Source organism: Akkermansia biwaensis (assembly GCF_026072915.1).
Taxonomy (GTDB): Bacteria; Verrucomicrobiota; Verrucomicrobiia; order Verrucomicrobiales; family Akkermansiaceae; genus Akkermansia; species Akkermansia biwaensis.
Window position 1 is genome coordinate 1764527 of the sequence record NZ_AP025943.1, and the last position, 22562, is coordinate 1787088.

22 protein-coding genes are annotated in these 22562 nt (G+C 58.2%); 10 read left to right on the plus strand and 12 right to left on the minus strand.

The window, feature by feature from the left end:
* Positions 1-449: 449 nt before the first annotated feature.
* From gcvP to OQH67_RS07195, 5 genes are all read right to left on the minus strand, one after another.
* On the minus strand, positions 450-3296 hold the full coding sequence (gcvP, locus tag OQH67_RS07175) for an aminomethyl-transferring glycine dehydrogenase (protein WP_215435148.1): 2847 nt from the start codon (positions 3294-3296) through the stop codon (positions 450-452).
* A gap of 94 nt (positions 3297-3390) precedes the next feature.
* Positions 3391-3771, minus strand: a complete 381-nt coding sequence (gene gcvH / locus OQH67_RS07180) for a glycine cleavage system protein GcvH (RefSeq protein ID WP_067573971.1) — start codon at positions 3769-3771, stop codon at positions 3391-3393.
* Between the two features lie 70 nt (positions 3772-3841).
* Positions 3842-4927 carry a glycine cleavage system aminomethyltransferase GcvT gene (gcvT, locus tag OQH67_RS07185; protein WP_215435149.1) on the minus strand — a complete coding sequence of 362 codons (1086 nt, stop codon included), beginning with the start codon at positions 4925-4927 and terminating at the stop codon, positions 3842-3844.
* 74 nt (positions 4928-5001) lie between these two features.
* Positions 5002-6123 carry a redox-regulated ATPase YchF gene (ychF, locus tag OQH67_RS07190; RefSeq protein WP_130083959.1) on the minus strand — a complete coding sequence of 374 codons (1122 nt, stop codon included), beginning with the start codon at positions 6121-6123 and terminating at the stop codon, positions 5002-5004.
* Between the two features lie 57 nt (positions 6124-6180).
* Positions 6181-7104: a D-alanyl-D-alanine carboxypeptidase family protein gene (locus OQH67_RS07195; protein WP_215435150.1), complete on the minus strand. Its 924-nt coding sequence runs from the start codon at positions 7102-7104 to the stop codon at positions 6181-6183.
* 258 nt (positions 7105-7362) lie between these two features.
* On the opposite strand from OQH67_RS07195, the gene OQH67_RS07200 reads away from it, so the two are divergent.
* Together OQH67_RS07200 and OQH67_RS07205 are read left to right on the plus strand one after the other, a co-directional pair.
* Positions 7363-7626: a hypothetical protein gene (locus OQH67_RS07200; RefSeq protein WP_215458942.1), complete on the plus strand. Its 264-nt coding sequence runs from the start codon at positions 7363-7365 to the stop codon at positions 7624-7626.
* A gap of 32 nt (positions 7627-7658) precedes the next feature.
* Positions 7659-8273, plus strand: a complete 615-nt coding sequence (locus OQH67_RS07205) for a hypothetical protein (protein WP_215435152.1) — start codon at positions 7659-7661, stop codon at positions 8271-8273.
* 92 nt (positions 8274-8365) lie between these two features.
* Here OQH67_RS07205 and dprA read toward each other — a convergent pair whose 3' ends face one another.
* Genes dprA through OQH67_RS07220 form a run of 3 tightly spaced genes read right to left on the minus strand, consistent with a single transcriptional unit; the run spans position 8366 to position 11510 of the window.
* Complete coding sequence (gene dprA, locus OQH67_RS07210) at positions 8366-9481, minus strand: DNA-processing protein DprA (RefSeq protein WP_215435153.1); 1116 nt, start codon at positions 9479-9481, stop codon at positions 8366-8368.
* On the minus strand, positions 9478-10590 hold the full coding sequence (locus tag OQH67_RS07215) for a glycosyltransferase (RefSeq protein ID WP_215435154.1): 1113 nt from the start codon (positions 10588-10590) through the stop codon (positions 9478-9480). The genes dprA and OQH67_RS07215 overlap by 4 nt, the downstream gene beginning before the upstream one ends.
* Positions 10587-11510, minus strand: a complete 924-nt coding sequence (locus OQH67_RS07220) for a mitochondrial fission ELM1 family protein (protein WP_215435155.1) — start codon at positions 11508-11510, stop codon at positions 10587-10589. The genes OQH67_RS07215 and OQH67_RS07220 overlap by 4 nt, the downstream gene beginning before the upstream one ends.
* A gap of 11 nt (positions 11511-11521) precedes the next feature.
* Here OQH67_RS07220 and queG point away from each other — a divergent pair, with 11 nt between their 5' ends.
* The 7 genes from queG (at position 11522) to OQH67_RS07255 (ending at position 17287) form a co-directional block, all read left to right on the plus strand.
* Positions 11522-12679, plus strand: coding sequence for a tRNA epoxyqueuosine(34) reductase QueG (gene queG, locus OQH67_RS07225; RefSeq protein WP_251828221.1), 1158 nt, complete (start codon positions 11522-11524; stop codon positions 12677-12679).
* Positions 12680-12791: 112 nt separating this feature from the next.
* Positions 12792-13169 (plus strand): 30S ribosomal protein S13, encoded by a 378-nt coding sequence (rpsM, locus tag OQH67_RS07230; protein WP_022396508.1) that lies wholly within the window; start codon positions 12792-12794, stop codon positions 13167-13169.
* A gap of 33 nt (positions 13170-13202) precedes the next feature.
* Complete coding sequence (gene rpsK / locus OQH67_RS07235; protein ID WP_343195904.1) at positions 13203-13754, plus strand: 30S ribosomal protein S11; 552 nt, start codon at positions 13203-13205, stop codon at positions 13752-13754.
* 32 nt (positions 13755-13786) lie between these two features.
* Positions 13787-14398 (plus strand): 30S ribosomal protein S4, encoded by a 612-nt coding sequence (gene rpsD / locus OQH67_RS07240; RefSeq protein WP_067573951.1) that lies wholly within the window; start codon positions 13787-13789, stop codon positions 14396-14398.
* 131 nt (positions 14399-14529) lie between these two features.
* Complete coding sequence (locus OQH67_RS07245; protein WP_215435157.1) at positions 14530-15282, plus strand: HAD family hydrolase; 753 nt, start codon at positions 14530-14532, stop codon at positions 15280-15282.
* Positions 15283-15421: 139 nt separating this feature from the next.
* Positions 15422-16345 carry a hypothetical protein gene (locus tag OQH67_RS07250; protein WP_215711677.1) on the plus strand — a complete coding sequence of 308 codons (924 nt, stop codon included), beginning with the start codon at positions 15422-15424 and terminating at the stop codon, positions 16343-16345.
* Between the two features lie 120 nt (positions 16346-16465).
* Entirely contained in the window at positions 16466-17287 is an 822-nt protein-coding gene (locus OQH67_RS07255) for a hypothetical protein (protein WP_215435158.1), read from the plus strand.
* Here the strand turns inward: OQH67_RS07255 and OQH67_RS07260 are convergent.
* Positions 17284-17772 carry a GNAT family N-acetyltransferase gene (locus OQH67_RS07260; RefSeq protein WP_215435159.1) on the minus strand — a complete coding sequence of 163 codons (489 nt, stop codon included), beginning with the start codon at positions 17770-17772 and terminating at the stop codon, positions 17284-17286. The genes OQH67_RS07255 and OQH67_RS07260 overlap by 4 nt on opposite strands.
* The gene (pyk, locus tag OQH67_RS07265; protein WP_251828217.1) at positions 17769-19184 is read right to left on the minus strand and encodes a pyruvate kinase; all 1416 of its coding nucleotides are present in this window, start codon (positions 19182-19184) and stop codon (positions 17769-17771) included. Before pyk ends, OQH67_RS07260 begins: the two co-directional genes overlap by 4 nt.
* 67 nt (positions 19185-19251) lie before the next feature.
* On the opposite strand from pyk, the gene OQH67_RS07270 reads away from it, so the two are divergent.
* Positions 19252-20547, plus strand: coding sequence for a competence/damage-inducible protein A (locus tag OQH67_RS07270; RefSeq protein ID WP_215435161.1), 1296 nt, complete (start codon positions 19252-19254; stop codon positions 20545-20547).
* On the opposite strand, the gene OQH67_RS07275 is transcribed toward OQH67_RS07270, so the two are convergent.
* The gene (locus OQH67_RS07275) at positions 20537-20809 is read right to left on the minus strand and encodes a hypothetical protein (RefSeq protein WP_215435162.1); all 273 of its coding nucleotides are present in this window, start codon (positions 20807-20809) and stop codon (positions 20537-20539) included. The two genes, OQH67_RS07270 and OQH67_RS07275, sit on opposite strands and share 11 nt — an antisense overlap.
* 242 nt (positions 20810-21051) lie before the next feature.
* Positions 21052-22530, minus strand: coding sequence for a replicative DNA helicase (gene dnaB, locus OQH67_RS07280; RefSeq protein WP_251828216.1), 1479 nt, complete (start codon positions 22528-22530; stop codon positions 21052-21054).
* Between the last annotated feature and the right edge of the window lie 32 nt (positions 22531-22562).

The following is a 22562-nucleotide window of genomic DNA, read 5'->3' on the forward strand; positions in this document are numbered from 1 at the left end:
TAATGTAAAAAAATCATATATCTTTTATAATCAATCATTTCATTTTTTATATAACATCTACAGCACTTGAGAAGCAGCAGTAATAGACTGGTCCTCCTTTCTTGGCAGGCTATAAATAATGCATTGGAAATGAACATGAGAAAAAGAAAATTCTGGCTTTTTATATTGACTTCGAATTTCTAATCCGATTCACAGGGAAGAAGTAATATATTCATTAGATTAATCGTTTTTCTGTGGAAAGCAGGTTTCATGCGATCAATAACAGCATGAGCCGGAAAAAGTGCTTATTCCAGCCGTGGGAGCAATTTGAAGGAACCCCGGATGGTTCCTTTGTGGGCTGATATCCCATGAAGGGAGATGCTGCCTGATCGAATTCATTCTGACGGAGAAGAATAAAAAAGCCGTCCCGGATCAGGGGACGGCTTTTCACGGTTAAGGTTGTATTTGCTTTATGCTTCCACAGCCTTGGAGAATTCCTCCACCGTGTCACAGGTGCAGATCAGGTTGCGGTCTCCATACACGTTGTCCACGCGGCCAATGTATGGCCAGAATTTGTGGACGCGCAGTCCGGGCACCGGATAGGCCGCCTGGCTGCGGGAGTAGGGGTGCTTCCATTCGTCGGCTGAGACCATTTCCGCCGTGTGCGGGGCATTTTTAAGAACGTTGTCTTCCTTGTCCGCTCCTCCGTTGATAACGGCCATGATTTCCGCATGAATATGCTCCATGGCTTGAATGAAGCGGTCCAGTTCTTCCCTGGGTTCCGATTCGGTGGGTTCCACCATCAAGGTGCCGGGCACGGGGAAGGACATGGTGGGGCCGTGGAATCCGTAGTCCATGAGCCGTTTGGCGATGTCGTCCACGGTGAGGCCGGCGTCGTGGGTGAGCCGGCGCGGGTCCAGGATGCATTCATGAGCTACCAGACCCTTGTTGCCGGAGTAGAGGACCGGGAACAGGCCGCCGAGTTTTTTGGCGATGTAGTTGGCGTTCAGGATGGCAACTTCCGTTGCCTCCTTGAGGCCGTCCGGACCCATCATGGACAGGTACATCCAGCAGATGGCGGCAATGGAGGCGCTGCCCCATGCCGCGGAGGCCACGGCTCCTTCCTCATTGTCCAGGCTGAGATGGCCGGGCAGGAAGGGCACAAGATGTTCCGCCACGCCAATGGGGCCGATGCCGGGACCGCCCCCGCCATGAGGCATGGCAAAGGTTTTATGGAGATTCAGATGGCAGACGTCTGCGCCGATGCCGCCGGGGCAGGTGAGGCCCACCTGGGCATTCATGTTGGCTCCGTCCATGTACACCTGGCCGCCGTTGGCATGGACGATGTCGCAGAGCTCTCTGATGGTTTGTTCATAGACGCCGTGCGTGGAGGGGTAGGTGACCATGATGCAGGAGAGGCTGTCCCGGTGGGCTTCTGCCTGGGCTTTGAGGTCGTCCATGTCGATGTTGCCCGCTTCGTCGCATTTGACGGGGACCACCTTGAGACCGGCCATGGCGGAGGAAGCGGGGTTCGTGCCGTGGGCGGAGGTGGGGATGAGGCAGACGTTCCGGTGGCCTTCTCCCGCATGCTGCTGGTAGCGGCGGATAGCCAGAAGCCCCGCATATTCCCCTGCCGCGCCCGCGTTGGGCTGGAGGGAAACGGCGGCAAAGCCCGTGATTTTCGCCAGACGGTCCGCCAGGGTGGCGAGCATTTCCCGGATGCCTTCCGATTGGTCTGCAGGGACGAAGGGATGCAGGGAGCTGGTTTCCGGCCATGTGATGGGGATCATTTCGGAGGCGGCGTTGAGCTTCATCGTGCAGGAGCCCAGCGGGATCATGGCTTCGTTGAGGGCCAGGTCGCGGGATTCCAGGCGGCGGATGTAGCGCATCATTTCCGTTTCCGAGTGGTAGGAGTTGAAGGCCGTTTCCGTGCAGAAGGGAGTTTGGCGCGTATGGATAGGCGCCCATGCCGGGGATTCACAGCAGCAGGGGGCGGAAGTTTCCGTACCTGTGAGGGCGGAGGCCAGGGTGGCCACGTCCGTGCAGGAAGCTGTTTCATCCAGAGAGATGGCGACATGGTCGGCATCCACCTTGCGGATGTTGTATCCCGCATCCAGAGCCTGTTTCACGAGGGCGTCCGCCCGGCCCGGAACCGTCAGGAGCAGGGTGTCGAAGAAGTCCTTGTTTTCTATGGAGATGCCGGCTTTCGTGAGAGCCTTGTACAGGCTTTTCGTTTTCCGGTGGATTTCCGTGCCGATGCGCTTGAGGCCTTCCTGCCCGTGGTAAACAGCGTAGAAGGCGGCCATGACGGCCAGGAGGACCTGGGCGGTGCAGATGTTGGAAGTGGCCTTGTCCCGGCGGATGTGCTGTTCCCGCGTCTGGAGAGCCAGGCGGTAGGCCGGGCGTCCCTGCGGGTCTATGGACATGCCGATGAGGCGTCCGGGCATGCGGCGCTTTAGGGCGTCCGTGCAGGACATGTAGGCTGCGTGCGGTCCCCCGAAGCCCATCGGGACCCCGAAGCGCTGCGTGTTGCCCACGCAGATATCCGCTCCGAAGGAGCCGGGTTCTCTGATGACGGTGAGCGCCATCAGGTCGGCTGCCACGACGCAGAGGGCTCCGGCGGCGTGTACGCGGGAGAAGAAGTCCGTGTAGTCGCTGATGCGGCCCAGGGTGTCCGGATACTGGACCAGGACGCCGGCAAGGTCCGCACCGACGGAAGCAGGATCAAAAGCGGTCCAGTCCCCTATTACGATGTTGACGCCCTGCCATGCGGCACGGGTGCGGATGACACTGATGGTCTGGGGATGGCAGGTGTCCGCCACAAAGAAGGTGTTGGCCTTGGGACGGGTGTTCCGGCACATGGAGACGGCTTCCGCCGCGGCCGTTCCTTCATCCAGCAGGGAGGCATTGGCGACCGGCAGCCCCGTCAGGGAGGCCACCATGGTCTGGAAGTTCATGAGCATTTCCAGCCGTCCCTGGGCGATTTCCGGCTGATAGGGCGTATAGGCCGTGTACCAGCCTGGGTTTTCCAGAATGTTGCGCAGGATGACGGACGGAGTAATGGCGCCGTAGTATCCCTGGCCGATGAAGGATTTCAGGAGCTTGTTTTTTCCAAGGATGGAACGGAGTTCCTCCAGGGCTTCCGGTTCCGATTTGGCGGCGGGAAGGTCCAGAGGGGCTTTCATGCGGATGTCAGCGGGGACGATGTCCGCGATGAGTTCTTCAAGCGTTTCATAGCCGAGGCTTTTGAGCATTTCCCGGCGTTTTTCCCCCTGGGGGCCGATATGCCGGCTGGCAAAGTCTGAGTGGGTGTTCATGTGGTGTTTGGCAGTGTGGCGTCCGGTCCGGAGGGGCCGGGCTAAAGCAAAAAGCCCCGGGACGGAATCGCCGGGGCGGAAGAGGAGGAACTGTTCAGGAGCAGTATTCCTCGTAGTCGGTTGCGTTCATCATGTCTTCCGTTTCCGTGGGAACGTCCAGGCGGATCTTGTAGAGCCAGCCCGCGCCGTAGGGATCGGAGTTGATGAGGGAGGGATCATTGGAAAGTTCCTCATTGATTTCCAGGATTTCACCGGAGACGGGAGTGTACACGTCGCTGGCGGCCTTGACGGATTCAACGACGGCCACGGGGTCCCCGGCGGCGACCGTGGCTCCTACTTCGGGGAGGTCTACAAAGACTACATCGGAGAGCTCCGCCTGGGCATGGTCGGAAATACCGATGGTGCCGATGTCTCCGTCAATTTCGATCCATTCATGATCTTTGGAATACAGCAGATTTTCTGGTACGTCGTGCATAAGATTTGGTTGTATGAGGTAAGAGTGTAGTAATTTACAGGATTTGTCAGTTTATTTTTGCGTTGTAGTGTCAGCCTTTTTTATAAAAGGGTTTTTTGACCACAAGGGCGGGGAATTTTTTCCCCCTGACATCTATTTCCAGCTCTGTGCCGACCTTGGCATGGGCGGCAGGAAGGTACGCCAGAGCGATGCCTGTCATCAGGGAGGGCGAGAGGACGCCGCTGGTGAGTTCCCCGATGGCTTCGCCGCCGGGAAGGTGAACTTTGTAATGGGCGCGGGGAGGGGCTCCCTTGCCGGTGTATTCAATGGCCGCCAGACGCTGGGTGAGGCCGCTGGCTTTTTGTTCACGGAGAATGCCGGAGCCGATGAATTCCGTGTCCAGCGCGCAGAAGAAGCCCAGTCCGGCTTCCAGCGGAGTTTTGTCCGGCGCCAGGTCGGAACCGTTCAGCGGATAGCACATTTCCAGGCGCAGGCTGTCACGGGCGCCGAGGCCGCAGGGCTTGGCTCCGGCGGACAGGAAGGCTTCAAACCATTTGACGCCTTCCGCGGCAGGGCAGAAGAATTCAAAGCCGTCTTCCCCGGTGTAGCCGGTACGGCAGACGATGAGGTCCGCGCCGTCCACCGTGATGCGGGCGATGCCGTTGCGGGGCGGGAGTTCCACTCCGGGAATGACTTTGGCGAAGATTGCCCCGCAAAGAGGTCCCTGAACGGCCAGGCCCACGTATTCGTCGGAGTGGTTTTCCAACGTTACGTCTGCGGGTTTGTGAGCGGAGAGCCAGGCGAAGTCTTCATCAATCCTGGAGGCGTTTACCACCACGAAGAAGGTTTCCGGTTCCATGCGGTACAGGATCAGGTCGTCGATGACGCCGGCTTGTTCGTTAAGCATGATGGAGTATTGGCCCTGGCCGATGTCCAGCTTGTTGATGTCGTTGGTGAGCATGGAGTTCAGCCATGCCGCCGCGTTCGGGCCGGATACCGTGAATTGGCCCATGTGGGAGATGTCAAAGATGCCGCAGGCCTCGCGCACCGCTTTGTGTTCGTCCAGAATGCCGGTGTACTGCACGGGCATGTTCCAGCCGGAGAAGGGAACCATTCTGGCTCCCAGTTCAATGTGTTTGGCTGCCAGGGGGGTGGATTTGACGTCGGAATCAGACATAAGGTGGTGTGAAGTTATGAGCAATCTGCTCTCTGCGTTCTGAAAAGTCAATGGAATTCCGGGGGAGTTCCGGGCTAGACGTTAAAGCGGAATTCGATGACGTCCCCATCCTTCACGATGTATTCCTTGCCTTCAATGCGCAGCTTTCCGTGTTCGCGCGCTCCGGCCTTGCTGCCGCACGTAACGAGATCGTCATAATGGACGACTTCCGCGGCAATGAATCCGCGCTCAAAGTCCGTATGGATGACGCCCGCCGCCTGGGGGGCCTTGGCTCCGTCCGGGATGGTCCAGGCGCGTGTTTCCTTGACGCCGGTGGTCAGGTAGGTGCGCAGGCCCAGCAGATGGTACACGGCGCGGATGAGGTCGGAGACGCCGGAGTCCTGCACGCCGAGGGATTCCAGGAATTCGGCGGCTTCCTCTTCCGATACGTCGATGAGTTCCTCCTCAATTCTGGCGGAGATGACAATGGCTTCCGCATTGTGGTGTTCCGCCACGTATTTTCTTACCTGGGAGACGTAAGGATGGGAATCCGGGTCATTGATGGCGGCCGCCAGTTCGTCTTCATTGACGTTGCAGGCGAAGATGCTTTTTTTGTCTGAAAGGAGCTGGAAGGAACGGAGCAGTTTGCGTTCGTCGTCATCCAGCTTTTCTTCAAAGGTGATGGCGGGGAGTCCCTCGTTCAGGTGGGGAAGGAGTTTGGTGATGAGGGCTACTTCCGCCTTGGCTTCCTTGTCTCCGCTGCGGGCCTTGCGCTCCCGGGAGGAAAGCCGCTTGTCCATGGTGGCTATGTCCGCCAGGATGAGTTCCGAGTTGATGATTTCAATGTCGCGCAGAGGATCCACGGAACCCAGTTCATGGATGATGTCGTCATTGTCAAAGCAGCGCACCACCTGGACGATGGCATCCACTTCACGGATGTTCGCCAGGAATTGGTTGCCCAGTCCGGCTCCTTCCGAGGCTCCCTTGACCAGTCCGGCGATGTCCACGAATTCAATGAGCGTAGGGATAATTTTTTCAGAGCCGGAGATGTTGGAGAGTACCTGCAGGCGCGGGTCCGGCACGGTGACCATACCCACGTTGGGGTCAATGGTGCAGAAGGGGTAGTTGGCCGCCTGGGCCTTGCGGGTCCTGGTGACCGCGTTGAAGAGGGTGGATTTGCCCACGTTGGGGAGACCTACAATACCTGCCTGTAACATAGGCAGGACTGATAGCGGGTCAGGCCGGGAAAGTCAAACCCCAATTCCGGGGAAGTTTCAGGCCGCTCCGCCCAGAGCCCATTTGAGCAGATTTTCCGATTCCGCCCATATGCGGGATGGATGGCAGCCGAGTACGACCACGATGACGTGGCGTCCATTGAATCCGGCGGAAGAGACCAGGCAGCGCCCGGCGGCGTTCGTATAGCCGGTTTTCATGCCGGTGACCCAGGAGTGCTGTTCCAGCAGTTTGTTCGTGTTCCGCAGGAGAAGCGTCTTGCCGTTGGCGCGGGTGAAGGCGTACTGCTGCTTGCAGATGATGTTGCGCAGTTCCGGGTTCCGGTAAACGTAATAGGCGCAGCGCGCCATGTCAATGGCCGTGGAGTACTGGTCCGCAGGCAGTCCGTTGGGATTGACGAAACGGGAGTTGTACATGCCCATTTGGCGGGCCTTGGCATTCATCATCTGGGCGAATCTGGGCACGGACCCCGCCGTGTCCCGTGCCAGGGCGAGGGCCACGTCATTGAAACTGCGTATCATCAGGGCATTGAGCAGTTCGCGGCGGGAGTAGACTTCCCCGGAGCGGAAGCCCAGCTTGGTAGGATCCGCCTTGGTGTCGGACGGCTGGATGACTACCTTCCTGTCCAGGCTGCCGTGGTCAAGCACGACCATGGCCGTGACAAGCTTCTGGGTGCTGGCCACTTGGCGGCGCTGCATGCCGTTGTGCGAGAAGAGGACTTTTCCCGTAAGAGCGTCCATGACGCAGGCGCTGGCACAGCGCGGGGTGCGCGGAGCGCTCGGCGGGATGGCGACGGGGCGGGTGGGAAAGTTGGCCGGGCGGGGAAGAGCGTTGGAGACGGGCTGGGAGATTTGGGGAGGAACGGGCGTCGCCATGGGGATGTAATCGTTCGAGTCTCCGTATGACTGGCAGCTTGTGGAGCTCAGGCAAAGGGCAATTCCTGCGAGAATGGCGAACAAACGCATGTCTTTTGCTACAGTAAGTTGTTTATTTCATCAAGCCCAAACTCAGCGTTGGGCAGGGAGTTGGACAAAAAAAGGCCGCGGGGATGGCTGTCCGCGGCCTTTTTTCTCTATTAACTACCTATGGAACCAGAACCACCCTTGGCGGTTTTGAAGATATTTTCTTCATGCGCCGGATAGATCTCGTGCAGGTGTGACTTTATCCCGGAAGAAGTCGTTCAAAGTATGTCCAAGAATAAACCTTTTTAAATGATTTTTTAAATGGTTTCATTTATTTATCCGATCAGGAAGGAATGTATTTCCCTTTATGTTTTTTATCCGGCCGGGTTCGGGAAATGCCGCCGTTCGGACGGAATGGACGTATTCTGGTTCATGGGGCTGGACATTCTGACGTGCGGAAATTTGTTAGATGAGCTGTTTGGAATGTTTATGGTGGTTGATAGTGTTTCTTTTGTGTCGGAAATAAAGGATTTTCAAAGGAAAGAGAAGGCGCAGGAAAAGAAAAAAAGTCATTGCAGCGGATAGGTCGGTATGGTTTTTTATAATAAATTTGCCACATGATGAAGATTTCTGTTTTATTTCTGTCTCTGGCGGCTGCATGCATGGCGTGTGCCGAGGTTCTTCCGTTCAAAACGCCGTGTTTCGACACCAAGAGAGGTGCGGACAAGGCGAAGTCTTCCCTTTCCATGGAGCAGAAGGAGGCGTGCGTGGGTGTGAAGCTGGAGGACGGCGAGGAGAAGATGGAGATAAGCATCCCTTTCCGCGACAGGAACAATTACAGCAATCTTGCCGTTTTTGAAAAGGCGTTTGCCAGGGAGAATGTTTCCAAGAAGCTGGAGGCTCTGAAAAAGGCGGAACCCAGGCTTGTCAAGTGCATCATCCGCGGCAAGGAAGCGGTTTGCCCCATCGTGCCCCTTGGTGTGCTGAAAGGGGAAGACGGTATGGTCCTGAATTTGTCCCTGGCCTCTTACGAAAAGATTGATTTCAAGGCGCAAAAGGAAGGGCGCTTCCAGAAGAAGAGGGATCCGAACGATATCAAGTTTGTGTATGGCGTGATTTTCGAGATTTCTGATCCCGTATCCAAGAAGAAACTTGCTTCTCCGGTAAAGTGGGAGCAGACGGAAACCATTTCCGCCTGGATTGACGCCTTGCGCAAGGAAGTTAAACAATAGGTCCGCAACCTTTGTTTTCAGGGCGGCTGGAAAATGTCTGCTGCCGGTTGAAACAGCGGCCGGGTTTTGCCGTTGGGGGGCTTTTGCAGGGATCAGTTGATGGAGAAGTAGCCTCCGGAGTCCGGGGTGACCCTGCCGGCGATTTGCAGCCTGGCCAGGCTGCCCGTGACGGCGTGTGCCGGCTGGCCCAGAGAGGAGCAGAGGGAGTCAATGGTGTTGAATCCCTGCCTGATGGCGTGCAGGACTTCTTCTTCCTCCCGGGTGATGGGGACGTTGTCCGCAGCGGTGGAGCCGGAGGATGGCGAGAAGAGGGGAAGCCCCGCTTCAGGCGCTTGCCATTTCATGTCCTGCAAGATGTCTGCGGCACTGGTGGCTAGTATGGCTCCGTCCCGGATGAGGGCATGGCAGCCGTCGGAAGAATGCCTGTTGACCGGTCCCGGCACACAGAAAACGTCCCGTCCCTGTTCTCCCGCCATGCGGGCCGTGATGAGGGCTCCGCTGCGCGCGGGGGCTTCCACGACGAGCGTGGCGCGGCTCCAGCCGCTGACAATGCGGTTGCGCATGGGAAAGGTGGTGCGGGACGGGGGCATGTCCATCGGAAGTTCTGAAACCACGGCGCCGTGTCCGTCTGCAATGCGGCGGGCAAGTCCACTGTTTTCCCGGGGATAGAGTTTGTTGAGGCCGGCTCCGATGACCGCAATGGTGCGCCCGCCCGCATCCAGCGCGCCTGTATGGGCTTCCGTGTCCACGCCGCGCGCCAGGCCGGAGATGACGGTGACGCCCGTTTCCGCCAGGTCATGGGATATGGTTTTTGCGCAGAACCTGCCGTAATGGGTGGCCATGCGCGAACCCACCACGGCGATGGAACGCTCCGAGTCCGCTGGGGTCCAGCTTCCCCGGGAATAAAGAACCACGGGCGGGTCCGGCAGTTCCCGCAGGGATTCCGGGTAATTCCCGTCAAACAGAGTGGTTACGGAAACGCCCGCCCCGGCCGCCAGTTCGAGTTCCCGGTGCGGGTTGACGATGCTTTTCCAGGAAGAGATGCACCGGGCCAGTTCCGGTCCGATGCCCGGCACGGCCGCCAGCATGGCGGCGGGGGCTTCCAGAACAAGTTCCGGAGAGGCGAAGGCGCGCATCAGGCGCATGATCCTGACAGGGCCGAGTCCCGGTATCAGGTTCAGGGTGACGGCGGTTTCCTGCGGTGTCATGGCGAAGGACTGATTTCCCGGTATACGTCCAGGTGGGCCTGGATCATGTCGCTCATTTTATAAGGGGAGGGGAGTTGCCGGGGAACGGGGGGAGGCTGGGCATGCCAGCGGGCGAGCAGGGCGGTCATGGCGGCGGTGTCTCCGACGGGGATGTTTCCTTCCGGCAGGAAGATGTCCAGCTGTTCCTTGACCCCGCCATGGGCGTATCCGGCTACGGGTTTTCCCAGGGCCAGGGCTTCCAGCGTGGATTTTCCGAAGGCTTCCGGGCTTTGAGTCAGGGAGAGCGTGACGGAACAGGCGGAGAGGATTTCCCGGAGGTCCTTGCGGTGGCCCGTCCACGTGAAGGCGTGGGCAAGGCCGGCCTGTTCGATTTCCCGGAGAATTTCATTTTTATATTCCTCCTTGCCCTTTTTCGCTTCTCCTACAATGACGGCGCGGGCCGGGATTCCCTGGGCCAGGAGGTCCCGGATAATGGGTATCATGTCCAGCTGGCCTTTCAGGCGCGTGATGCGGCCCGGCAGGCAGAGGGTGAATTTGTCCCTGAGTTCCGGATAGGCCATGTACCAGCCCGTGAGCCATTCGCGGGACGGAGAGTATCCGGAATGGTGCAGTTCCGGGGAAATGGCGTTGGGAATGATCCTGATATGTTCCTCCGGCGTGGAGGGATAATGCCGGAGGATGTAGTCCCGGATGCAGTTGGAGACGGCGATGATCCGCTCACCCCTGCACATGATGGCGGAGTACCAGTTGACGGAGTAGAAGCCGTGCACGCTGGTGACCAGGCCGGGCCTGTCTTCCGGCGGCAGTTTTTTCCAGGCCAGGTAGCCGGCCCAGGCCGGCACGCGGGAATGGAGGTGGAGGATGTCCGGCCTGATGGCTTGCAGAAGAGCGCGGAGCGCCCCTACGCGAAAGAAGGTGGAGAGGCTTTTTTTGCCGATCGGCATCAGGATATGGCGGGAACCTTCCTTTTCCAGTTGTTCTACCATGCGTCCTCCGCCGGAAATGACGATGTTTTCCACACCCTGGGCGGAGAATCCCCTGCCGAGTTCCAGAACGACTTGTTCCACGCCTCCGGATTCCATGGAGGGGACGAGATGCACTATTTTCATAAGGTTGCAAGCTGGGGGAAGAGTCTTGAGAGGATGTGATCCGCGGCGCGGTCCGCCTCAAGGAGAGGAGTACCGGGGGCGGTGAGGCGGAAGCCCTGTTTTTTCCATTCCCGGTAGCCGGTGACGAGTCCGTCCCGCTCCAGCATTTCCAGACCGGACAGGATGCGGGATTTTCTGCCATTGCGGCGGCGGGGGACGGTGATGATGCCTACGGGTGCGCCCGACCCCAGCGCTTCATATACCATGGAGACGCTGTCCTGGCTTACCCATGCGCCGGAGGCGTGCGCCAGATGTCGGGCTACCCAGCCGGGTTCCGTTTCCTCCACGGGAACGACGATGATTTCCGGTACGGCTTTTCTGATTTTTTCCGCAAAGCCCTGAGGCGTACGGCGCGACGTGGTCAGGACGACGTCGCCGGGCGTGTGGATGCTGATGTCCGAGAGCTGGTTGAGCATGGTTTCGTCATCCCAGTCGAAGTCCTTGCTGGGGCCGCCGATGAGGATGAGGGTGATGTCCTTGGGCATGGAGAAGTCCGGCCTCATGGGATGAAGGGCGCCCTGGGTCGGGAAGATGTTGGTGTCCGCGTAGTCGCGGTCCGCGCGGAGGTCGTGGCGCGGAATGAGGCAGAGGTCGAAAAAGGAGCAGGGGAGGGTGGGCTTCATGCACAGCACGGTTTTTGTTTTGAAGTGCTGGCGTGCGCAGATGAGCGGAATGTGCGTGGCGTGGCCGGCGGCAATGAACAGGTCGGGCCGCGGCTTGTCGTTCCCGGAGACGACCTTGCGGATTTTGCCGAGGGTGGAAAGCCCCTGCAGCTCCACAATTTCCACGGCGCCTCCCGCCTTGGCGACCAGGGCCTGCGCCAGCCCCAGGGACTGGTTGAGGTGGCCCTGCTTGCCGTCGCTCAGAATCCGGATGTTCATATATGTCTATTATGGGACGGCAAGGATGTGCAGGCAATCCAATTTCCGCGGGAGCGAAGAAAATTCTTGGTGCCGGGAGCGCTCTTCGCCATGATGGCGGCGTGCCGAAGCCGGATTCCTTCCTTATTAAAGATTCCCTGCACTCCGTTTCCCGGAGTTTGGGCTTTTCCGACTGCAGGGTGGCCCGTGCCGGGAGGGCCCTTCATGCGGAGGAGTTGTTTCTTTGGCTGGAGAGAGGCTGGCATGCGGGCATGGAATGGATGGCCCGTTCTCTGGAACGCCGGGTGAATCCGGCCGAGGTACTCCCCGGATGCCGTTCCGTGATCTGCCTGTCCTATGATTATGACAGTTCCGTGAGCCGTCCTTCCGGGAGCGGTTCCATCTGCTTGTACGCCCACGGCAGGGATTATCACGGCATTTTGGAAGAGAAGCTGGCTGATCTTTCAGAATTGCTTTCCATCTACGGGGGGGAGCAGAAGGGGTATGTGGACGCCGGTCCGGTCATGGAGAGGGATCATGCGGAGGCGTGCGGCCTGGGATGGCGCGGCCGCAGCGGCCTGATCGTACGCCGCAGGGGAGGTTCCCGTTTTTTTATTGCCACGCTGCTGACGACGCTGGAGCTGGAACCGGACGCTCCGGCTTCCGGTACGTGCGGAAGCTGCCGCCGCTGTGTGGAGGCATGCCCGGCAGGGGCCATTATGGAGAATGGCCTGGTGGATGCCAACCGGTGCCTTTCCTATTGGACGATTGAACATCGGGGCGCCATTCCGGAGGATATCCGCCCCCTGATCGGCACGCGCTTGTACGGGTGCGACACCTGCGTGACCGCATGCCCCTGGAATAAAAAGCCTCTGCCGGACGCGGACGAACGCTTCCGCATGCCTTTCCGGCTCGCTTCCATTTCCTTGCGGGACCTTCTTTCCCTGGATGATGCCGGTTTTACCGCCATGTTCCGGAATTCCCCGTTGAAAAGAATCAGGAGGGAGGGCCTTTTACGCAATGGATGCATTGTGCTTGGGAATGCCGGAACACCGGATGATTTTGATTTGCTGAAGAGACTTTGCGGGGAGTCCCCGCTGGTAGCGGAGCACGCGGAATGGGCCATGGAGCGTATTCTGCACAGGCACGCGGCAGGGGGATGCCCCGGTGGCGCGGAAGATGAAAAATAGAAAAAATGAAGTTTTGGTCTTGTCAAAACCTCAATTTATGGTATCCATCTTGCCCCAAGCAATAGCTCTGCGCGAGGCAGAGAAAAATAACAGCTAGCAAATCCAATCCATTATGGCACGCCTTTTCGGTACAGAAATACCCAACGAGAAGCGCATCGAGGCTTCCCTTCCGTATATTTACGGAATCGGCCACTCGACTTCTAAGAGAATCCTGGAACAAGCAGGCATCAATCCCGACATCCGTACGGGACAGCTTACCGACGAACAACTGACGAAGATTGTTCAAGTAATCACCACCGACGGCATTTTGATCGAAGGTGACCTTCGTCGTGAAAAGCAATCCATTCTCAAGCGTCTGACCTCCATCAACTGCTATCGTGGTCAGCGCCACCGCCGCGGCCTTCCCGTCCGCGGTCAGCGTACCCGCACGAATGCCCGCACCCGTAAAGGCAAGAAGAAGACTGTTGGCGCACAGGCCAAGAAGAAGTAATCCGCCAATCTGAACTTATTATATAGCTTTATTATGGCTAGCGAAGAAATTACCAACGAAACCGCTGAACAGCCCGTGGAAGCCGTCGCTCCTGCTCCCGCTGCTGAAGCTCCGGTCGCCGCTGCACCTGCTCCTGAAGAAACCAAGAAGCACGAACCCCGCAAGGATATCTTCGCGGAACTCGGCCTGGGCGGTGATGACGATAAGCCCAAAATCCTGAAGGCCAAGGGCAGCAAGAACGTTTCCTCTGGCGTGGTTCATGTTTCCTCCACGTTCAACAACACCGTTGTGACTGTGACGGATCAGCGCGGCAACGTGATCGGCTGGTCTTCCGCCGGCAAGATGGGCTTCAAGGGCTCCCGCAAGAGTACCGCATACGCCGGCCAGGTGGTATGCCAGGACGCCTGCCGCCAGGCCATGGGCCACGGCTTGCGTGAAGTGGAAGTACGCGTGAAAGGTCCGGGTTCCGGTCGTGAATCCGCCGTCCGTGCCGTGCAGTCGATCGGTATTGAAATCACCTCCATCAAGGATGTGACCCCCATTCCCCACAACGGCTGCCGTCCTCCGAAGGCCCGCCGCGTCTAATTGAACTTTTTTACCTATAGATCTAATATATCATGGCTCGTTATACCGGTCCCCGCGATAAAGTGTCCCGCCGTTTCGGCGTTGCTCTTTTCGGTTCCACCAAGGCTCTTGAAAAGCGCCCCTTCCCTCCCGGCCAGCACGGGATGCGTGCAGGCCGCAAAAAGAAGTCCGACTATGGCGTGATGCTTGCTGAAAAGCAGAAGCTGCGCTTCCAGTACGGCGTGCTTGAAGGCCAGTTCCGCAAGTATTATGCAGAAGCAGCCCGCCGCCGCGGCATTACCGGCGACATCCTGCTTCAGCTCCTTGAACTCCGTTTGGATAATGTCGTGTACCGTCTCGGGTTCAGCAATACCCGCGCCGGCGCCCGCCAGCTCGTTTCCCACGGTCATATTACCGTGAACGGCAAGAAGACCAATATTGCGTCCTTCTCCTGCCGCCCCGGAGACGTGGTTGCCGTAGGTGCCAAACCCTCCTCCCAGCAGCTTGTTACCCGCTCCCTTGACCTGACCCAGGCTACGGTGGTGCCGGACTGGCTTGAAGGTGACCGCGACAAGCTCACGGGCAAGATTGCCCGCGTGCCTTCCAAGGAAGAGATTGCTCCCATCGTTAACGAGCAGCTCATCGTGGAATTCTATTCCCGTTAATCCCGCCTCTTCTGGATTTGCTTTAAAACCCCGGTTGCCTTCAGGTGGCCGGGGTTTTGGGCGTTCAGGGAAGGAGGGTGAGTTGAGAGTTGAGAGTTGAGAGTTGAGAGTTGAGAGTATAGGATGGCGGCATGACGGATGAAAGGAAGGAAGGGGGGCTGGCCCTGTTTGACATGGATGGCACGCTTCTGCCGTGGGATACGCAGTATGTGTTTTCCTGCTTTGTGGTTCAGCGGCATCCCTGGAGGCGGCTGCTGCTGCTGTTTTATCTGGCCTGCCTTCCGCTGTTTTTTCTGGGGATATGGGATGAAACCCGGATGAAGAGGGCCTTCCTTTGTTATTTGTGGAGGCTGCCCCCGGAAACGGTTCTTCAATACGGACGGGAATTCGCGGAGCTGGCGGATGCATGGGTTTATCCCGAATTGCGTGAACGGCTCCAAAGGCATCGGAATAGCGGAGATGCATGCATCATGGTATCCGCCTCTCCATCCTTTTACGCGGAGCCCCTGGGGATGCTGCTGGGTTTTGATGCCGTTCTGGGGACGGATGTGGCGCTTGACGGCCGCATGCCCCTGATGCCGGAACTTCCCTTGGGAAACAACAAGGGGAAGGTTAAGGTGGAGCGTTTGCGGAACATGGGTGTTTTGCCGGAGAGTGGCATCCGGGAGGGTTCCATCGCCTACAGCGACAGTGCTGCGGATGTTCCCATGCTGCTTGCCTGCGGACGCCAGGTTCTGGTCAATCCGTCCCGGAAATTGAAAGAGAACGCCCGGCTGGACGGCGCCGAGTGCCTGTATCCTCCCACGCCCTGGAAAAATTCGCTGGGAAAAAAATGGAAAATTGCTTTATTTGTCATCGGGATGATTAGTATAAGTGGTAAATAATCAGTATGTAATGGTGGTTTTGGGAGAAAAGTCTTTACTTTTGTGACGAAAATATTTCACTAAACCTAACAAGGGGGAAAAGAATACTTTAAACCTTTGTTAGCAAATCAACAATTAATACCCTAACCAAATAATAGTCATGCAAACCAAGAACATCATCAGTGTTGCAGCGGCTGTGGCATCCTTTGCCGGCGCCGCTTTTGCGGGAACCCCCGTCAAGGTTGTTGCTCCGGCACCGGTACCGCCCGTGCCGACTGTCAGCCCATGGTCCGGCGACCTTTACGCCGGCTATGCCTCCAATTACACCTGCCGCGGCATCGTGGCATCCCACGCCTTGGTGGGAGGGGATAACGTCATCCCTGCCGGTGTTAATTTGAATTACAAGCTGAACGACGCCAACTCCATTGTCGGCGCCGCTTCCTACACGTCCCTGACTTCCGGTCATGAGTTGCTTGGTGAGAAGGATATCTCCTTCCATAATGAAACCAACTTCAACCTCGGCTGGAAAAACCAGGACGGCCTTCTGAAGAACCTGTCCACCACCGTCGGTTGGAATCTGATTCACGGCGGCCTGCTCGGCAACTTCGCCAAGTATGATTACAGCGGTGTTTTCACCAATGGTTTCGTCGGGAAGCGTCATGCTCATTCCGTAGCCCAGGAATTCTATGTGAACCTGAACTACGACGTGTGCAAGAATTGGTTCGCGGGCGTTACCACGAGCTATGGCTTTCAGGGAATGACCGGATGGTGGTTCCAGCCGTATGTCGGCTACAAGGCCACCATCTGCCCCGCTACGGACATTGTGCTTACAGCCGGTATGTCCGCCACTGCTGGGTACTTCGACAGCAAGTCCGCTTTCATGGCCAACGGCTCCCAGGCGTGGTGGGTGAAGGTTGAACTGCCGATCAAGGTGGGCGTGGAAAATCTCGCCGTGGTGCCTTTCGTCAGCTTCAACTGGGCCGGCAATGGCGCTCTGAAGGCCAACAAGCAGTTCGTGGAAGGCTGGAAGCCCTACAAGAACTTCGGCGTGGTAGCCGGGGCCAACCTTGTTTATTCCTTCTAAGCCTGACGGCTTGAGATCGAATCATGTTTTCAGTGCGGCGGAGGAATCCGCCGCACTTTTTTGTTTGTTGCCAGTGTGGATGTTTTGATTCAGAATGAACCGCACATAAATTCCCTGTCCATGAATTATTCCTTTCTTTTTGCCCCCGTGGCGGCTCTGGCTGTTTCCTTTTCCGTTTCACTGGCTGAGTCCCGCATTCCGGACCACCCTGCCGATCCTCTCCTCAGGCCGGCAAGCGGCAGTTTGAAAGCGGGATATTCCACCCGTTACGAGTTCCGGGGCCTGATTCCCGCCGGCTGCAACCAGACGGCTCCCGTGAGCCTGGATTGGAGAAGCGATCTGAATGAGCATTATTCTTTTATCCTGGCATTGAAGGAAGAGTTGTTTCCGGGGCGTCCGGCCATTGATTTGGATGATGAAACGGTGGTGGACCTGGGGTTTCAGCGGAAATTGGGGAAGGCCGCGTACGCCGCATTTTCCCTGCGGGCCAATGACGGCGGCCTAGCGGGCCTTGCTTCGGAACGTCTGTTCGGCAACAGTAGCACGACTTACGAGGCTTCTCTTGTCCTGCGCCGGGACCTGGATTTTCTTCCCGGATTTTATGTGCAGGGCAGCTCCGCCTATTCTTTTTACGGCATTACCGGGTGGTGGTTTGACATGTGTACAGGGTCCGATTCAAGGCTGACGGAGAATTTGTATATGGGGTTCAAGTTCGGAGCCGTGCTGAGTTCCTCCTACTGGCCGTCCGGCGGCAACGGCTGGCAGGCCCTGTATTTCAGGGTAACGGCCAGTTACCGCCTGTTCGGGGATGTGTTTGTGGAGCCCTTTGCGGGATTGCACTGGCTGGGCAGGGGTGGGCATGGATTGAACCGAACGTATGGAGAAACGCTGGTGAAGGGGAACCGCTGGGTGACCGGAGTCAGCCTGGTTTATTCATTCTAATCCACCGCGAGGATGTCCGCACGCATGCGGATCATGTCAATGCACTGGACGCCATTGTCCCATACCGGTTCCGGGTAGTTGTCCAGAAAGTGGTTTCTGATGGTGCCAGTTACGTAAAAACCGCAGTTGCGGTACAAGGCCATCGGGCCGGGAGAAGCGTCCGACGTTCCCAGTTCCGCATATCGCGCACCCTTGCCGCCGATGACGTCCAGCGCGTGCCGGACCAGGGCCGTTCCACATCCCTGGCGCCTGTGGTCCGGGGCCACGGAGCAGTTCATGATTTCCCAGGTGTCCACCGTCTTCCGGCAGATGACGACAACTCCCACAGGAATTCCATTCCTGCGGACTACATGGAGTTCCCCATGCGCCAGGTGGGCGGCCACCTGGCGTTCGTCCGGGTCAGCGTCCAGCAACAGAGTGAGAATGGATGGGGGCGGAGGATAGTCCGCCGCTTCCCGTGATATCTGGAAAGTGCCGAGGCTCATTCGGTACGCATGAAGATGATGGAGTCTGCCAGAAGTTCTCCCTGAAGGCTGTCCCCCTGGATGATGACAGGCTGCCCGGAGGTGACCAGCCCTTTTTCCTTCAGCAGGTCCAGAGCCGTGGATATCATGCGCGCCGGGTCTTTGAGGAAGGGGGATTCAAAGGCAGTGACATCACGGGCCAGCGCAAGCTGGCGGACGACGACGGGATCATTGCTGAAAGCGTAGATGGGGGCCCGCTCCGGACGGAGCACGGCCGCCTGCGTGGCTGCCAGTCCGCGGCGTGTGAAGACGATGAGGCAGGCGTTTTCCACGGAGTCCGCTAGGGAGATGGCCGCTTTCGTGGCTTTCTGACGGTCTCCGTTCAGGATGGCCGCTGCCGCGAAGTTGAGGTTTCCGGAGCGTTCCATGCGCTGGGCGATGGAGTCCAGGACTTCCACGCAGCGCACGGGGTAGTGGCCTACGGAGGTTTCTCCGGAGAGCATGACGGCGTCCGCCTGTTCAAAGATGGCGTTGGATACGTCCGTGACTTCCGCACGGGTGGGAGTGGGCTGGGTGATCATGGATTCCAGCATGTGCGTGGCGACGATGCAGCGGCGCCCCAGCCTGTGGCAGTGGCGGATGATGCGGCGCTGGATGATGGGCAGTTCCTCGATGCTGACTTCGATGCCCAGGTCGCCGCGGGCCACCATGATGACGTCTGCCGCCAGAATGATGTCGTCGATATGGCGGATGGCCTGCTGGTCTTCAATTTTGGCGATGATCTGGGCACGTCCTCCCAGATTGTCTATATGTTCCCTCAATTCCGCAATGTGGGCGGCGTCACGGACGAAGGACATGGCGACGTAGTCCGTTTCACATTCCACGGCCACTTCCAAGTCCTTCAGGTCTTTTTCCGTCAGGGCCGGGAGCCGCAGGGCCACGCCCGGCAGGTTGATGTGGCGGCGCGAGCCGAACACGCCTTCCGTGAGGACCTTGCAGATGAGCCGGTCCGGGCGCACTTCCTCAATGCGCATCAGAATGCCGCCATTGTCCACGACCATGGTATGGCCTGCCTGGACGTCCTGAAGAAGGCCGTCATAGTTGACGGTGGTGGAGAAGGGCAGCTCCGGTTCCGCCGTGCTGAGGCGGATTTCCATGATGTCCCCGGCCTTCAGGTTATAGGGTTCCGGAAGGTCTCCGGTGCGGATGGACGGCCCCTGGAGGTCGAAGAGAACGGCTACGTTTGCCTGGAGTTCCGCGGCCTTCCGGCGGATGCGGAAGACGACTTCCCGGACCCAGTCGTGCTTGGAATGGCTCATGTTGAGCCGGAAGACGTTGGCTCCGGCCTGGATAAGGCTGCCCAGCATGTCGGAGGTATCCGTTGCCGGTCCAATGGTGCAGATGATTTTTGTGGCGCGAAGTCTGGAGGGCATACTCATGGTCTATGTCAGTGCCCCTACTTTATCCTACGGGGAGTTCAAATGAAGTTTTTTGTAGTACATGGCAGGATTGCTGCATGCCAGAGTGAAGGGAGGGGAGCATAATGGAGGCATGAAGAATGTGAGGGTTGAGCTGATCAACACCGGTACGGAGATTCTGCTGGGAAGCATTGTGAATACGAATGCGGCATGGCTGGGGAACAGGCTGTTTGAAGCGGGGTTCCGCGTGGAGAGGGAGACCGTGGTTCCCGACGGTTATGCCATTAGCGAGGCGATGAGGGAGAGTGCCCGCAGGGCGGATGTCGTGATTGTGAGCGGGGGGCTGGGACCGACGAGCGACGATGTGACCAGGGAGGCCCTGTGCGATGTCTGCGGTGTGGACATGCACCGTGACGAGCATGTAGCGGAGGGATTGAGGAATTATTTCAAGCGGAGGGGCATTTCCATTGCGGAGTGCAATTTCAAGCAGGCCATGGTGCCTGACGGCGCCGCCGTACTGGAGAATCCCAACGGCACGGCTCCGGGACTGGTGATGCCTGCCTCCGAACGCCTGCCCATGTTTATTCTTCTGCCCGGGCCTCCTTCGGAATTGAAGCCGATGGTGGAGAGGTCCGTGATGCCTCTGCTGGAGTCCATGGTGGACGGCGATATTCCCCGTTTGCGCGTGTTTCGCCTGGTGGGGATTGGAGAGAGCGATCTTCAGGATCTGGTGGACGATTCCCTGCACCAGGTGCAGGGATTGGAAGTGGCTTATTGCGCCCGCATCGGAGAGGTGGATGTGAGGCTGGTTGGCAATGAAGTGGCGCTGAAGCAGGGAGAGGCGCGCCTGCTGACCCTGGCCGGAGCGTATGTGCTGAGGCCCCTGGGGGCTACTTTGGAACGGGCCGTGGTGCTTTATCTGAAAGGGCTCGGATTGAAGGCGGCTACGGCGGAGAGCTGTACGGGCGGACTGATTGCCAAGAGGATTACGGATGTTCCCGGTTCTTCCGGGGTGTTTGAATTCGGCTGGGTGACTTATGCGGACCGGGCGAAGACGGAGATGCTGGGCGTTCCGGCAGAGGTGCTGGAAGAGCACGGAGCGGTGAGCGAACCCGTGGTGAAGGCCATGGCGGAAGGTGCGCTGGAACGTTCCGGCGCGGATGTCGCTGTCGCTGTCAGCGGATTTGCCGGACCGGACGGCGGTACGCCGGAGAAGCCCGCGGGTACCGTGTGGTTTGCCTGGGCGTTCAGGAACGGAGGAACGGTTACGGAGATGATGTTTTATCCCAGGGACCGGGAGTCTTTCCGGCAGATGGTTTCCCAGAAAGCCTTGATCGGGATGCTGGCTGCCAGGAAGCCGCAGGCGGTCACGGAATGAAGAACCATACGGGGAGGATTCCCGCATCATGCAGCCCGCTGATGAATTCAAAGATACCGATGAACCAGATGAACCACAGGGCATCAAAGATGTTGTGCGTGAATGTGGCCGGATTGACTGAGTAGGTGGCGGGCGGCGGTTTCAGCAGGGAAAGGGAGGGGGTGAAGGAAGGTTCCGTCCGGCAGTAGTCCCGGTAGGCGTTTCCGAATAGGGAGATGAGCGTGCGCAGACGTTCATTGAGTGATTTGGCATGGGGATTCATAAGCTGGATGAATGGAGATAGGGAAGATGCTATATTTGCATGGAAATGTGGAAAAGCCTTTTCTGTAACGTTTTCGTCACAAAGAAATATCGCGGATATTGAAAAGGGCTGCACGCGTGTGCGCGCAGCCCGTGAGATTTGCTGTTTTTCTTTGATTTCACGTACACCGCCAGAGGTGGAGAGGCGCAGGCTGGCAATTCCGGCCTGTGGCATGGCCCGGGGAGAGGGCGGCGGCAGGGCCTCTATTCGTTTTCCTGGTCGTGTTCGTCGGCTTCCCGTGTGGAGAAGCGCATGAGTTCCGCTTCAAAGTGGAGCGGAACGTCGCCTGTGGGGCCGTTGCGGTTTTTTGCCAGATGGAGGTTGGCCCTGCCGGCCATCTGCTGCCGTTTTTCCTCGTCTTCCGCATAGTAGGCAGAGCGGTAAAGCAGGCCGATCATGTCCGCATCCTGTTCAATGGAACCGGATTCGCGCAAGTCGGAGATGCGGGGAACGCCCAGGCTGGCCCCCGTGCGGCTTTCCGGGCCGCGGTTGAGCTGAGCGAGGACGATGACGGGCACCTTGAGTTCCTTGGCAAGCGCCTTGAGGCCGGCGGAGATTTCCGCTACTTCTCGTTCGCGGCTGTTGGCCGCCTGCTTGGAGTGGGAGCGCATCAGCTGGAGGTAGTCCACGCCGATGGCGGCCAGGGCACCCAGGTCCCGCATGACGCGGCGGGCCTTGGCCCGGAGCTCGTTGATGGAGATGGCCGCCGTGTCATCAATGACGAGCTGTGATTCCCCCACTTCTTTTACGGCCTGTTTGAAGTGCTTCATTTCCAATTGGGTGAGGTTGCCGCGCTTGATGATTTCCGCACGGCGCACGCCGGAACGGGCAAAGAGGAGGCGTTCCGCGATCTGGACGGCGGGCATTTCACAGGAGAAGAGCAGGGTGGGCTTTTTCTCGTTGATGGAGATGTGCTCAATGATGTTGAGCAGGAAGGAGGTTTTCCCCATGGAGGGACGCGCCGCAATGATGAACATGTCCCCGGGCTTGAGGCCGTTGCTTTTTTTGTCCAGCTCCTCGAATCCCGTGGTCAGCCCCTGGATTTGTCCCTTGCTGGCGATGAATTTTTCAAAGTTGGTGACGGCCTGCTTGAGGATGCTTGCCAGGCTTTGTTCGTCCTTGGCGCTGTTGTAGCGTTCCCGTATCTGGAAGATGTGTGTTTCCACGGAGTCCAGAAGCTCCGCGACGTCGTCGGGATTATCGAAGGCCTGCGTGGTGGATTGGTTGGCAATGTCAATGATGGAGCGCAGGATGAATTTGTCCTTCAGGATGTTGAGGTAGTGCTCAAAGTAGGCTCCCGTGGTGGTGAAGGTGTAGATTTCCGCCAGCCCGGCGCTCCCGCCTACCGCTTCCAGCTGGTGCATGTCTTCCAGCGCCTGGGTGATGGAGACGATGTCGATGGGTTCGTTTTTGTTGTAGCGGGTCTGGAAGAGACGCCAGAGCAGCTTGTGGGCCGGAAGATAGAAGTAGTCTTCCGTCATGCCCAGGGTAACGCATTGGCCCACATAGGTGGCGGGGTCCATGGCCATGAGGGCCAGTACGCCTTTTTCCGGGCCCGGAGCCTGGGGAATGTCCCGGACGTCCAGAACCGGAGCTTTCCGGGGTGCCTTGGTAAGTTCCAGAGTGGCAGCGGCGTTGTTGGTTTCCGTAGTGTCCATGATGATGCTGGCGGATGGCGTCATCCGGCTGGAAAGGAATAGCACAACGAGAGCTT